The organism is Antiquaquibacter oligotrophicus, from assembly GCF_020535405.1.
Taxonomy (GTDB): domain Bacteria; phylum Actinomycetota; class Actinomycetes; order Actinomycetales; family Microbacteriaceae; genus Rhodoglobus; species Rhodoglobus oligotrophicus.
Window position 1 is genome coordinate 975,256 of the sequence record NZ_CP085036.1, and the last position, 12,599, is coordinate 987,854.

Genomic DNA, 12,599 nt, shown 5'->3' on the forward strand with positions numbered 1-12,599 from the left:
CGGATGCGACCGCAGCTCCTCATCGCCACGGTCGTCTCGACACGCAACCAGCCAACGGAGGCTCTCGTCACCGACCTCGCCGTCGACGGCATCGACCTCGAGTTGCACGACGACGGCGCCAACTCGCTGCTGTCGATCGGACGCTCACACCCGGATGTGGTTGTCGTGCCGACCGACGTCCACGGTGTGGATCTCCTGGACTACGTCGACGCGGTGCGCCGGACCGGGCTTCCGATCCTCGTGGCACTCGCGGATGACACGCACAAGGCCGTCGCGGTGGAAGCGCTCGATCACGGTGCCCGGTGCATCCTGGGCCTCCCGCTCGGCGCGCGCGAACTGGAGCAGCAGGCGAGACTCGCCGCCCCCGAGCCCGCGTCCCGCACGACACTCCAGGCGGGCTCCCTCACCATGGACCTGCTCTCGCACCGTGTTTCGGTCGACGGCAAGGACGTGTACCTGTCGGCGCGCGAGTTCCAGCTGCTGCAGGTACTCCTGGCTGCGGACCGCGTGATGAGCGCGGACGAGCTTGCGGAGGTGGCGTCCGACCTTCCCGCGGCCTCGGTTCAGGGCATCCGGGTGATGATCGGGCGCATCCGCCGCAAGCTCGAGGGGTCCGGCCACTCGGTGCTCGAGACCGTGCGAGGGGTGGGGTACCGCATCACGCGGTGACGAGCTCCTTCTCGAGCCGCGCGTAGCTGGCCTCCATGCCGTCGGTCATGCCGGTCGCGAGGATGAAGTCCCGCTGCTCCTTGTTGGGGTACGTGATGTACAGCGTGAGGAGCGTCACTCCGTCGGCTTCGTCCAGCGTGAGATCGTTGACGTTCGCCGGGAAGTCGGCACCCGTCATGCTCTCGGTAGACACCATGCGGCGCTCCGCGTCGACGACAACCGTCTCGCCCTCGAACCCGAACGGCTCGCCCTGCGTCTCGCCCACCGGCGCCCACGCGTAGCGGTACGGGGTACCCGCAACCGCTTGGACCTCGCACACCGTCATCTCCCAGCCGTCGGGGCCGAGCAGCCACTGCCGCATGAGCTCCGGTTCGGTGTGGGCGCGCCAGATCAGGTGCCGCGGTGCTTCGAAGGCACGCGTGATCTTGACGTGCGTGTCATCCAGAATCTCCGTCTGGGTGCCCTTGCCGAGGGCGTAGTCGCGCAGGTCGGCGAGCACGGTGTCGAGCTGACCCATCGCCTGGGTCATGCCCTCGACCTGGCCCATCGCGATGACCTGCTCGAGCGCTTCGAGGGTCGGGGACTTCGAAAGCACCGTCAGGCGTGAACCGTCTGCGATCGGTTCGATCGTCACGATCATGGTGCCGGCCGGGATGCTCGTGTCTGCGACGCCGTTCTCGTCGGCGAACGCGTCCGTGACGGTGAACGATCGCGGTGCATCCACCTCGGTGACGTCCCAGCGTCCGTAGAACTTCTGGCCCTCGGGGGAGGTCATCCAGTAGTGGATGACGCCACCCGGGCTCAGGTCGTACGCGCCGAAGGTGGCGGGGTATCCGGGCGGCCCCCAGAAGCGCTCGAGTTTGCGCGGGTCGGCGAAGGCGTCCCAGAGGCGCTCTGGCGCTACCGGGAACTCGGCGGTCAGCGTCATGCTGAGCGCCTCCGGGTCGGTGGTGACGGATGTCACGGGCATGATGTTCTCCTTCTGTGTTCGTTCTGCATCAGTTGTCGTCGGCGAGCAGTGCATCGAGGCGTCCGATGCGTGCGCGCCAGAGTTCGGCGTAGCTGTCGAGGAGGGCACGAGCACGGGCGATCGTCTCGGCGTCGCCGCGCACGATGCGCTCCCTCCCCCGGGGTTCTTTGGTCACGAGGCCTGCTCCTTCCAGCACAGCGACGTGCTTTTGGACGGCCGCGAACGACATCGTGTACGCATCCGCGAGTTCGCTCACAGAGGCTTCCCCGACGAGGGTTCGACGGAGGATGTCGCGTCGCGTCGCGTCGGCGAGGGCATGAAAGATGCGATCGACTTCCGCGTCACTGAGTTCGTTTTGTACAACCATTTGGTTGTACGTTACGACGATCGGGTGCGCGCGTCAAGCATCCGGATGACATCGGTCAGGGCATCCCGTTAACCTGGTGTTCACCTAGCTGCACAACGATGCTTAACCGCATCGCACCCGAGGGGACCACATGATTCAGCGCGGCTCAGCCGCAGCCGCCGCGGTCGTGATCGCCGCAGCACTGCTCACCGGATGCGCCGTCAACGAGATGGGCGACACCCCGAGCGACCTCGAGGGCACCATCGACGGGTCCGGCGCCAGCTCGCAGAGCGCCGCGCAAGAAGTGTGGGTCGCGGGATTCCAGCGGGCCAACGCCTACGCGAGCGTCAACTACGACCCCGTCGGTTCCGGCGCCGGGCGCACCGCCTTCCTCGCCGGCGGCTCCGACTTCGCCGGCTCCGACTCGCCCCTCAACGACAAAGAACTCGCGGGCGAACACCGCACGTGCGCCGAGGGCACCACCGCCATCGACCTGCCGCTCTACATTTCTCCCATCGCGGTTGTGTTCAACGTCGCCGGCCTCGACGAGCTTCGCCTCGACGGGCCCACCCTCGCCCGCATTTTCGCCGACGACGTCACACGCTGGGATGACCCGGCCCTCGTCGAACTCAACCCCGGCGTCGACCTGCCCGATGCGGCCATCACCGCCGTGCACCGCTCGGACGACTCCGGCACCACCACCAACTTCACCGAATACCTCGACGCCGTCGCCGCCACGGAGTGGGGGGCTGAGCCGAGTGGAACGTTCCCGTACCTGAGCGGCGAATCGGCCCTCGGAAATTCGGGAGTCGTTGCGGCAGTTGAGGGCGGCCGCGGCACGATCGGGTACGTGGATGCCTCGAAGGCCGGGCAACTGGATATTGCCAGCATCCGGGTCGGCGACGACTTCGTGCAGCCGACCGCGGACGGTGCCGCGGCCATCGTCGAACTCTCGCCGCGACTGCCGGGACGCACCGAGCACGACATCGCGCTCGACGTCGACCGCGCGTCGGAGGAGCCGGGCGTGTACCCGCTCGTGCTCATCAGCTACCTGATCGTGTGCCAGGAGTACCGCGACGCGAACACCGCAGAGCTCGTGCGCGCCTACCTCACCCACATCGCGAGTGATGCGGGCCAGGCGGATGCCCAGGACATCGCGGGCTCGGCACCCCTCGCCCCGTCGCTGCGTGCCGACGTGCAGGCGGCGATCGACTCCATCCAGTAACCCGGGGCATGCAGTACCTGGTGGTTGAGTAGCCGCGGCGCAGCCCGGCGTCATCGAAACCACCCAACGAAGTAACACGGGGCTCGGTTCCAGCGGGGTTGCGCCGCCTGCGGGTGTGGTACCTGGTGGTTGAGTAGCCGCGGCGCAGCCCGGCGTCATCGAAACCACCCGACGAAGTAACGCGGGGCTCGGTTTCGAGACGCCGCCTGCGGCGGCTCCTCAACCAGCGGGGTACGGTACGACGGCTGCAGTACCTGGTGGTTGAGTAGCCGCGGCGCAGCCCGGCGTCATCGAAACCACCCAACGAAGTAACACGGGGCTCGGTTTCGAGACGCCGCCTGCGGCGGCTCCTCAACCAGCGAGGCGGCGCCGCCTGCGGCGGCTCCTCAACCAGCGGAGCAGCGCCGCCCTACCCGAAGGTGAAGGAGTACGCCTCCACGCCGGGCGAGACCGTTACCTCGAGGGTGCCCTGCTGCGGGTCACCGAGCGGGATGAGCGAGTACGAGTTCGGTGTGCCCGACACGTCGATCGTGCGCTCCTGGTCCCCCACCTTCAGGGTCACCGTTCCCTCGCCGCCCAGCACCATCCGCACCTCGCGTGCCGTGTAGTTGAGCCGGATGCTCGCCTCCCCGCCACTCGGGGTCGCGTTCTGGAATCCGAGCTCCCACTCCCCCTGCAGCGCGAACGAGTCCTTCGGCTGGTCCTTCGGGAACCGGTAGGAGTTCACACCCGACGCGTACTCCTCATCGCCCGCGAAGTTCACCACCTTGCCGAGGCTGAGGTAGGTCTCCGGGGTGGTGGAACCGGCCTCGGGGGTGTCGTCCTCAACATCCGTCGCCGCCGGCAGCTGCACACCGGGGTCTGCGTCTTCGAGCAGCTCACGGATGAGTTTCTCGGTCGTCGCATACCCGCCCTCACCGAACTTCACGTGCCGCACGACACCGTCCGCGTCGATCAGGTAGTGGGCTGGCCAGTAACGGTTGCGGTAGTTCGTCCACGTGGAGAGGTTGTTGTCGAGCGCCACCGGGTAGGTGATGCCGAAGTTCTGGGCCCCCGCCTTGACGTTGCGGGGCTCCTTCTCGAAGGCGTACTCGGGCGAATGGATGCCGATCACCTCGAGCCCGGCATCCTTGTAGGCCTCGTTCCAGGCGACGGTGTGCGGGATACTCCGCTGGCAGTTGATGCACGAGTACGCCCAGAAGTCGATGAGCACAACCTTGCCCTTGAGGTCGGCGAGGTCGATCGGCTCATTGTTCGGGGTGTTGAACCACTCCTGGATGCCCTTGATGTCGGGCGCGGTGCCGCAACTCTCGAGTTCGCTCGCGCCGTTCGTGCACAGGTCGAGGTCTTTGTTTTGGTCGTTCTCGAGGCCACCCAGGTCGAGCTGCTCGGCGATGGCCTCGTCGCTCGCGAACTGGTCCTGCAGCACACTCGTGTAATCGGGTACGAGGCGCTGCAGGAGTTGGGGAAGATTGAAGACGAGACCCACGGCGAGCGCGATCATCACGACGCCACCGATGGTGCGGATCTTCGCCTGGTGTTTGCGGAACGTCTTCACACGCTCGGCGACGCGGCGCCCGGCGAGTGCGAAAATCAGCAGCGGTAGCGCGGCACCGATCGCGAAGCTCAACGTGAGCACGATCGTCTCCGGGCCGATGTTGCCCGTCGAACCCGCCACCGTAATCGCGGCGAGCACGGGGCCGGCACACGGCACGTAGACGGCACCGAGCGCGAGGCCGAGCACAAAACCGCCGCGCTCGGTGCCGACGTTCTTCTGCGGGATCCACGAGAACGGCTTCTCAAGGATGTGCTGGAAGGCGGGCACGATCAGCCCGACACCGATGAGCACGAGCACAACAATGCCCGCCCAGCGGAGGAAGTCCTGCGGTAGGCCGAGGAGCGCCAGGATGAGCGATCCGATCAGGGTGAAGAGACTGAAAGCCACAACGAGGCCCGCGATCACCTGGAACGGGCGCCAACGGCTGACCTTCTGCGGGGCATCCGCGTCCCGGGCGCTCATGGCGCCACCGGAAAGGAAGATCACGGGCAGCACCGGGAGGATGCACGGCGAGATGCCGGTGATGAGGCCTCCGAGGAAGCCGATGAGGGCGAGGCTGAGCACGAGAACCTCCGGGTCGAATGCGGTGTGGCCGCAGCTGCGGTCGGGAGGGTGTTCGGAACGGTTCGGAAACCGGGTTGGATTTGTCAACCCCCGGATCGAATCCAAACCGTTTCGCGTCGGATGCCGAAAAGCCTCGTGACGGTCGGCGAAAAGCCCTCCACCGGCTGGATGCCCCAGCCAGTCCTCTCACTAAGGAGCAAGTCATGCGAACCACACACCGCAACACCCTGGTCGCTCTCACGATCGCGGCCGCCGCCTTCGGCGTCACGGCCTGTTCGCCGGCGACGACCGACACGGCTGAGGAGCCGATGCCCACCCAGACCGAAGAGATGGAGACGATGGATCCGGCGGCCAACCTGGTCGGTTCCGGTTGCGCCGCCTACGCCGAGGCTGTGCCGGACGGCGCTGGCTCGATCGTCGGAATGTCTCAGGACCCGGTCGCGGTCGCGGCATCCAACAACCCGCTGCTCACCACCCTCGTCGCTGCCGTCTCCGGCCAGCTGAACCCGGATGTCGACCTCGTCGACACGCTCAACGGCTCCGAGTTCACGGTGTTCGCACCGACGGATGAGGCGTTCGCGAAGCTGCCCGCCGACACTGTGGCCGCGCTGCAGCAGCCCGAGAACGCTGAGCTTCTGACGAGCATCCTCACGTACCACGTGGTGCCCGGCCAGATTCTCCCCGCTGACATCGACGGAATGCAGGCCACCGTCAACGGTGCCGACGTCACGGTGACCGGCAGCGGCGACAACATCAAGGTCAACGACGCGAACGTGATCTGTGGCGGTGTTGCCACGGCCAACGCGACGGTGTACCTCATCGACACGGTTCTGATGCCGCCGGCTGAGTAACCAGCCCTCGGCCTTCAGGCCGGCCCGTCCTCATCTGGGGTGAGGACGGGCCTTCGACGGTCCGCCCCCCTCTCCCAGGTGGGGGGCGGACCTTTTTGTGTGCCCGGATGCGGTGCCGGCCCCCGTGTGATCTTCTCGCCCTGGTGTCGCGTCCCGCGTTCTCGCGGCGAGCAGCACCCGTCTTCGCGCACTTTTCCGGAGCATCTAGCCCGAAGTCACACCCGTTACCGGAATGCCGAGCATCCTGAGCCAACCCTCCGGAGAAGAGTGAACTGGCTCGGGGCCGGGAGGGACCTGCAGGGGGGTGAGGAGCCCCGCTAGGGAGGAGCTGCGCTACGCGCTCTCGATGACGACGATGGGGTCGGTCGTGGGCTGCTCGGATCCGCCGCGCGGCTCCACCGTGACACCCACCACGTCACCGGACCGCATCTCACCCTCGAGTACACGCCAGATGCGCGACCCGTCAGCGGTGAAGGTGCCGGCGGAGCGGGGGCCCGACTCTCCGATGTACCAGAGCTCGTAGACCTGGCTCGCGGGCAGCGCCTCGAGTCCGTCGGTGATGAGGGCGGATGCGAGAAGCTCATTCGACCACACAAGGGTGGCCGTTCCGCTCGGCAGCTCGACGGACTTACGTTGCACGTCGCTGGCCGCGTTGATCGCGGCAAAGAGGTCTGCCTGTTCTTGCTGCTGCCCGTTCTGGAACATCGTGGTCGCCACGATGCCGCCACCCGCGAGGAGGCCGATCACGGCAGCCGCGCTCGCGAGCGAGACGACGGGGCGCGCCCAACGCGAACGCGCCTTGCGCTCGGCGGGGCCGATCGCCGCTGGCCCGAAGGCGCCGGCGGCCGAGTAGGACGGCGCGGGTTCCGCGGCCAGTTGGGGCGTGGCATCCAGCTGCGCCATGATGTTCGCCTTGAGGGCTGGCGGTGGCGCCTGCGGGGGAACGGCGAGGCCGAGAAGCACCGCGGTGTCGCTCAGCTCGGTGGCCTCGGACCGTACGTCGTCGTGGTCAGGCAGGTGTGCCTCGAACGCGGCGAGGTCGTCGGCATCGAGCGCACCGAGGGCGTAGGAACCGGTGAGCGCGCTCAGGTCCGGATGCTGCGAATCGCGGCGCTCCGTGTCGTCGTTGCGATCGCTCATGATGCCACCCCCAATTCGTCTCGTAGCCGGATCATCCCGTCGCGGATGCGTGTTTTGACCGTGCCGAGCGGCACACTCAACATCGTCGCGACTTCACTGTTCGAGTAGCCGCCGTAGTATGACAGCGTGATCGCCTGCCGTTGAAGATCGGTAAGTCGCTCGAGCGCTTTGGCAACGCGAGCGTGTTCGACGCTGACCTCCACGTGCTCAGACACGTTGTCATGGCCGGGATCGAAGTCCCGGATGCCCACCCGCACGTCGCGGTCGCGAGAGGACTGCGATGCCCGAATGCGATCGATGGCCCTGCGATGGGTCATGGTGAGGATCCACGTCGCGGCGCCACCCTTGGTGGGGTCGAAGCGCGCAGCGGTCTGCCAGATTTCCAGGAACACCTCCTGCGTCACCTCCTCCGCCTGCGCGTGATCGATAAGTACTCGTTTGACCAGTCCGAAAACGCGCGGCGCCATCTCGTCGTACAGCTGGCTGAACGCGTTTTTGTCCCCCGACGCCACTCTGGCGAGCAGCGCCTGCTGGCGCTGGGCGACGGCCGCGGCTGAGTCGTCCTGGCCGAGGCTGGAATCGTGGGGCACGAGGTCAAGCATGTCAGGTCATGCCCCGGACTGGGTCTTCATGCAGGGAGTTCGGAGCGCAACCCCCTCCCGGTTTGGCGCCTGAAGATGGAGAATGCCGGGCCGCAGAACGCCTCTCGGCGCAAGGCCGTTCGAAACGGCTATTAGTGGAGCCCGGGGTTACTGCGGCCCGGCCATACCAGTCTAAACAGACGCACCGGGGTGACTATTCCACCTGTACCCACCCGCTCGTGAGGTGCCCACTTCGGTGGGTGTTTTGCGGGATGCACCCACCGAAGTCGGCACCTCAGGGAGGCTCGCCGGGCTACTCGAGGGAGTCGCTGCGGTAGAGGCGTGCGCAGGCGGTGAGTTCCTCGGCGGTGATGGTGAACCTCTCTGCGCGGGTGGTGAGCTCGGTGGCTCGGTCGGGGTTGGTGAGCTCTGCGTCGTCGGCTTCGGACGAGCATCCGGCGGACATGATGCGGCAGAAGGCCGCTGCGCGGTCGAGGGCGACCCCGAAGTCTCCGCGGAACAGCCCGCGCAGGATCTGGTCGGCGAGTTCGGTGATCTCTTCGGGGCCGGTCGGCGCTTGGGCGCCCGCGACGGCGGCGTCGATGGTGGAGAGCACCTCGGTTCCGCGCTGGAACGCGTAACTCGTCGCGGCGGGGTCCTGACGGATGACGGCGCGCAACAGGTAGATGCGCCACAGCGCGCCCGGGAGGCTGCGCGCGCCCGCGCGGGCCCAGAGCTCTGCGATCGCGTCGATTCCGTGGGAGTCGGTGTACGCCACCAGGCGGTCGAGGACGGCCGGGTCATCCGTTTCCCGCGCGCGGTTGACGAGCGCGTGGGCGGTGTCGTGGGCGACGCGGAGGATCTGGGCGGGGTCCTCACCGCCCTCGTACGTGTCGAACTTGTCGCCCGAGTACTGGGTGGGCTTGTGGAAGTCGTCGGCCATCGCCTTAAGGGTACGCCGCTAGCGTGAGGCCTCCCGCGGCTCCTTTCGCCGAGTGATGCCAATTGGCTGCTATTTCCGTTCTCAGAGCAGCCATTTGACATCACTGGGCGAGGTCAGGGCACGCGGTTACCCTCGATACATGCACCACTCACTGCCCCTCGACCCCACATCCGCCGCCGCGATCGCCGACGCCGGGCTGCGTTACGCCCTCGTCGACCCCGGTGATGAGGCGGGCGGCGTCGCGTGGGTGCGTGCGGATGTGCGCGGCTTCCACGCCGACGACGTCGACCACAAGGACGCCGTCGACAACCTCCGCGCCTTCACGGACCGCCGGATGACCGGCGTCTACGACGACACCGCTGCAAGCCCCGAGATCCCTGTCGCCACGGTGAGCTCCTGGGTCACGTCGCTGACGACCCCGGGCACCCCGGAGCAGACGCAGACGATGGATGCCTGGGCGATCAGCTCGGTGACCGTCTCCCCCACTCACCGCCGCCGCGGCATCGCGCGCGCCCTCCTCGAGGGTGAGCTGCGCACGGCGGTCGCGGGCGGGCTGCCGCTGGCCGCCCTCACCGTGTCGGAGGCGACGATCTACCGCCGTTTCGGTTTTGCGTGCGCGGTGCTCGTGGCCGACTGGTCGATCGACACCCGTCGTGCGAAGTGGACGGGCCCTGCCGCTCGCGGGCGGGTCCAGTTCGTCGAGAGGGCGGCGTTGCGTGCGCAGGCTGACGACATCGAGCGGCGGGCGCGCCGCAGCATCCCGGGCGAGGTGGACCGCTGGGGTCGCCGCTGGGACGAGTTCTTCGGCCTGACCCCTGACACCGAGAAGGAGTCGAAGGGCCTGAGGGCCGTGCGCTACGACGACGAGAACGGCGAGCCGCAGGGTTTCGCGCTGTTCAAACTCAAGGAGCATGAGTCCGATTTTTCGGCGCACACGGTGGTGGTGACCGAGTTCGTGGCGGTGACGGATGACGCGTATGCGGGCCTGTGGCGCTTCCTACTGGAGCTCGACCTGGTGACGGAGGTGCGGGCATCCTTGCGTTCCGTCGACGAGCCGCTGCGCTGGATGGTGGCCGACGCTCGTGCCGTGCGCAAGACCGCCGAGAGCGACCACCTGTGGTTGCGGGTGCTGGATGTTCCGGCGACGTTGACGTCGCGCCGCTACGCCGCTCCCGGTTCGATCGCGTTCGATGTGCGTGACGCTTTGGGTTTCGCCGCCGGCCGTTTTGTGCTGTCGACGGATGCGTCGGGCGCTGCCGCCTGCACCGCCAGCGACGCCCCCGCCGACGCCGAGGTCTCCCTCGACATCGCCGAGCTGGGCGCCCTCTTCTTGGGCGGCATCTCGGCGGCAACCCTCCGAGCCGCGGGCCGTCTCACCGCAACCCCGGATGCTGCGGCCGCCATCGACCGCCTCTTCCTCTCCCCCACACCCCCGCGCCTGGGCATCTGGTTCTAATGGGGGCTCCCACTCTCGGTACGCTTGACCTGTAGGGCCTGTAGCTCAGTTGGCAGAGCATCGGACTTTTAATCCGCGGGTCGTGGGTTCGAGCCCCACCGGGCCCACGCAGCGCAGTGGCCCATCGGGCCGCGGCGATGCGTCTCCCCGAAGTAGAAGAACCAGTCGTGGGGTCCCCATCGCGCCGGTTCCGACGCGTCGCGCCTCTCCCGGCTTGCACCAACGCGCAACCGCGACGTGGCGGCCGTGCCGATGGGGAGTCGAGCCCCACCGGGCCCACTGGTCAGGCATTCGGATAGCGAGAGACCGCGGGGACACCGAGAATGGAAATACCGGCGGAAACCCGTCCGCTATCAGGTCGTGTGGCACTCAGGGCTGCAGTAGCGGCACCCGTTCGAGTCGCTGTAGTGATACTGCTTCGCCTGGCGTACAGCGCTCGCGCAACCTGCGTGCCAGCCAAGGTCGACGCGGTTGTGCGGTAGCGGCAGACAGCCGTACGGAGTATCGAGGCGATGAACCTCGTGGTCGTTTGACCCAGACTGAGCATTCTTGTTGACGATGTAGTTCGGCACTGATCCCCATCCCTGCGCACGACGGTGTGCGCACTTGGAGCTTAGGCCCAGCCACAGACGCCACGCCCGAGGCGAGGTAGGATTTCGCACGACGACGGGGACCCGGCGCATAGCCGAGCCCCCGCCTAGACCTCACCAGTTACTTTCCAGAGCGCTTGGTGGGCTTCTCCACGACGGTCGTCCGCGGATTGCGGGCGGCCGTCGTGTGCTTTACGTAGCGGCCAGTGACGGCACTACGTGCGTGGCCCTTGCCACTCGAAGACTTGCTTGTCATGTTCACCTCCTCTCACTTGAGCTTCGCAGGTCACTCCGCTGCGGAGGCCTGCTTGAAATCATTGAACGCCTTGAGGAGCTTCATCGTGGCCTCGTAGTCAAGCGTTGCTCCCTCGTAGCGCACTTCGTACAACCCCTGCAGGTTGGACGGCAGCGTGACGCCCTTCTCCACGAGCAGAATGAAGTTCCTCTTGTAGAGCGCCATCGCGCCACCGATCTCAATCAGAACGTTGGAATTCAGCATCTTGACCTCGCTGCCCTTGTCGTCCAGAAGGCGAGTCTCAGAACCGACGTGCACGATTCCCGCGCCGCATGATCGCATGTCGTCCATGACCTTGTCAGGTACCGGCTTTGACACCGACTCCTTCTCGACGGAGACGATGGGCTCGAATCCACCGAAGGTGAGCAACTCCTTGATCTGCGCAACGATGTCGGAGTTCTTCCCGTGACTGACGAACACTCGCTTATTGTTCGCGATGCTGTTGGTCTGCACAGGTGCAACGGGAGCCGGAGGGATCGGTGACTCAACTGGGGTAGCAATCGTCGGCATCGGCGGCGCGACATCCTCCGCGGGTAGAGCCGAGTCAGTGAGTTCTGGCGATGCAGTCGAGCGACCGGACCCTTCGAGATTCACATATTGCTGGCCGTTGATCTCCTGAAGGAAGCCAGCCGCGGCAGCGTTCTCCAAGATCATGTCAAGCGCCTTGCCCGTGACTTCCGACGGCACATTCATCTCTTCGAGCACGTTCAGCGCGATAGACCGTGAAGGCACCTTGCTGCCGTCGTACTTTTCGAGAAACTGCCGAACGGCGCGCGGCTGGAGAACTGCTTCCCGGAGTGCGTCACGATCGTCACCCTCGGATGTGGGTGCCACGGCGCGTCGGCCGAGCGCGGTCAGACCGATCGTTTCGCCCTGTGCGGCGCCATCGGTAAGGCCGTACGCCACCGCTGCACCAGTGAGCATTCGGAACGTGCCGCCAGTAGGCGAGACGTTGAGCGCTGCCGCGACCATAAGAGGCCGAGTCGGTTGCTTGCCATACTCATCGCGCAGTGCCTCAGGTACGCGTAGCGCGTCGGTGATGGAGTAACTCGGCACATCTGCCTGACTCAGACGAGCCTTCCTCTTCCCGCCGCCCTGGGGTTCTTCTTCTGTGTCCCTGCTGGCCATTCTGGCCTCCCATCTGTAGCGGACAGCGCCAGCGTACACCCATGTCGCCGTGAAACGCGAGAAGGACGAACGCAAGAGCGCAGGCATATCCGCTTAGGGCTGGTAAAGACAGGCCATCTGGACATATGCACTCTTTCTCACAAGAGTCGCACGCTTCTAGTTGCTCGCAAGCAAGCGCGCTTGGACCCGAATCAAAGCGTTCTTAGTGGGGCGCGGGTCCCAATCTGCGCTTTCATGCTGATTTTTGTCTTTGCGAATCAGACGGCCGACACGCTGAAGCAGC

Annotated in this window: 11 protein-coding genes and 1 tRNA gene; 5 read left to right on the plus strand and 7 right to left on the minus strand. The window is 66.4% G+C overall.

The genetic code is table 11. The features are described from left to right. Positions 1-3 precede the first annotated feature (3 nt). A complete protein-coding gene (locus tag LH407_RS04830) occupies positions 4-669 on the plus strand; it encodes a winged helix-turn-helix domain-containing protein (RefSeq protein ID WP_322132424.1) in 666 nt (221 codons plus the stop codon). On the opposite strand, the gene LH407_RS04835 is transcribed toward LH407_RS04830, so the two are convergent. Continuing rightward, positions 659-1,639, minus strand: coding sequence for an SRPBCC family protein (locus tag LH407_RS04835; protein WP_322132423.1), 981 nt, complete (start codon positions 1,637-1,639; stop codon positions 659-661). The genes LH407_RS04830 and LH407_RS04835 overlap by 11 nt on opposite strands. A 28-nt stretch (positions 1,640-1,667) precedes the next feature. Then, positions 1,668-2,006, minus strand: a complete 339-nt coding sequence (locus LH407_RS04840; RefSeq protein WP_322132422.1) for an ArsR/SmtB family transcription factor — start codon at positions 2,004-2,006, stop codon at positions 1,668-1,670. A gap of 130 nt (positions 2,007-2,136) precedes the next feature. Here LH407_RS04840 and pstS point away from each other — a divergent pair, with 130 nt between their 5' ends. Further along, positions 2,137-3,210, plus strand: a complete 1,074-nt coding sequence (gene pstS / locus LH407_RS04845; protein WP_322132421.1) for a phosphate ABC transporter substrate-binding protein PstS — start codon at positions 2,137-2,139, stop codon at positions 3,208-3,210. Positions 3,211-3,619: 409 nt separating this feature from the next. On the opposite strand, the gene LH407_RS04850 is transcribed toward pstS, so the two are convergent. Further along, the gene (locus tag LH407_RS04850) at positions 3,620-5,419 is read right to left on the minus strand and encodes a cytochrome c biogenesis protein DipZ (RefSeq protein ID WP_322132420.1); all 1,800 of its coding nucleotides are present in this window, start codon (positions 5,417-5,419) and stop codon (positions 3,620-3,622) included. Positions 5,420-5,535: 116 nt separating this feature from the next. Between LH407_RS04850 and LH407_RS04855 the strand changes: the two genes are divergently transcribed. Further along, a complete protein-coding gene (locus LH407_RS04855; RefSeq protein WP_322132419.1) occupies positions 5,536-6,183 on the plus strand; it encodes a fasciclin domain-containing protein in 648 nt (215 codons plus the stop codon). 333 nt (positions 6,184-6,516) lie between these two features. Here the strand turns inward: LH407_RS04855 and LH407_RS04860 are convergent, their stop codons facing one another. The 3 genes from LH407_RS04860 to LH407_RS04870 form a co-directional block, all read right to left on the minus strand. Further along, on the minus strand, positions 6,517-7,323 hold the full coding sequence (locus LH407_RS04860; protein WP_322132418.1) for an anti-sigma factor: 807 nt from the start codon (positions 7,321-7,323) through the stop codon (positions 6,517-6,519). Then, positions 7,320-7,925, minus strand: a complete 606-nt coding sequence (locus tag LH407_RS04865; protein ID WP_322132417.1) for a sigma-70 family RNA polymerase sigma factor — start codon at positions 7,923-7,925, stop codon at positions 7,320-7,322. The genes LH407_RS04860 and LH407_RS04865 overlap by 4 nt, the downstream gene beginning before the upstream one ends. A gap of 292 nt (positions 7,926-8,217) precedes the next feature. Beyond that, complete coding sequence (locus LH407_RS04870) at positions 8,218-8,847, minus strand: DNA-directed RNA polymerase subunit beta (protein ID WP_322132416.1); 630 nt, start codon at positions 8,845-8,847, stop codon at positions 8,218-8,220. A 139-nt stretch (positions 8,848-8,986) separates the two neighbouring features. Between LH407_RS04870 and LH407_RS04875 the strand changes: the two genes are divergently transcribed. Together LH407_RS04875 and LH407_RS04880 are read left to right on the plus strand one after the other, a co-directional pair. Further along, positions 8,987-10,303, plus strand: coding sequence for a GNAT family N-acetyltransferase (locus LH407_RS04875; protein ID WP_322132415.1), 1,317 nt, complete (start codon positions 8,987-8,989; stop codon positions 10,301-10,303). A 34-nt stretch (positions 10,304-10,337) separates the two neighbouring features. Further along, a tRNA-Lys gene (locus tag LH407_RS04880) sits at positions 10,338-10,410 on the plus strand. Positions 10,411-11,179: 769 nt separating this feature from the next. Here the strand turns inward: LH407_RS04880 and LH407_RS04885 are convergent. Continuing rightward, positions 11,180-12,316 (minus strand): TIR domain-containing protein, encoded by a 1,137-nt coding sequence (locus LH407_RS04885; protein ID WP_322132414.1) that lies wholly within the window; start codon positions 12,314-12,316, stop codon positions 11,180-11,182. Positions 12,317-12,599: the final 283 nt, after the last annotated feature.

Coding starts and splice junctions, on each gene's coding strand:
- LH407_RS04830 (WP_322132424.1), top strand. CDS start 4: ATGCGACCGCAGCTCCTCATCGCCACGGTCGTCTCGACACGCAACCAG.
- LH407_RS04835 (WP_322132423.1), bottom strand. CDS start 1,639: ATGCCCGTGACATCCGTCACCACCGACCCGGAGGCGCTCAGCATGACG.
- LH407_RS04885 (WP_322132414.1), bottom strand. CDS start 12,316: ATGGCCAGCAGGGACACAGAAGAAGAACCCCAGGGCGGCGGGAAGAGG.
- LH407_RS04865 (WP_322132417.1), bottom strand. CDS start 7,925: ATGCTTGACCTCGTGCCCCACGATTCCAGCCTCGGCCAGGACGACTCA.
- LH407_RS04855 (WP_322132419.1), top strand. CDS start 5,536: ATGCGAACCACACACCGCAACACCCTGGTCGCTCTCACGATCGCGGCC.
- pstS (WP_322132421.1), top strand. CDS start 2,137: ATGATTCAGCGCGGCTCAGCCGCAGCCGCCGCGGTCGTGATCGCCGCA.
- LH407_RS04875 (WP_322132415.1), top strand. CDS start 8,987: ATGCACCACTCACTGCCCCTCGACCCCACATCCGCCGCCGCGATCGCC.
- LH407_RS04860 (WP_322132418.1), bottom strand. CDS start 7,323: ATGAGCGATCGCAACGACGACACGGAGCGCCGCGATTCGCAGCATCCG.
- LH407_RS04840 (WP_322132422.1), bottom strand. CDS start 2,006: ATGGTTGTACAAAACGAACTCAGTGACGCGGAAGTCGATCGCATCTTT.
- LH407_RS04870 (WP_322132416.1), bottom strand. CDS start 8,847: ATGGCCGACGACTTCCACAAGCCCACCCAGTACTCGGGCGACAAGTTC.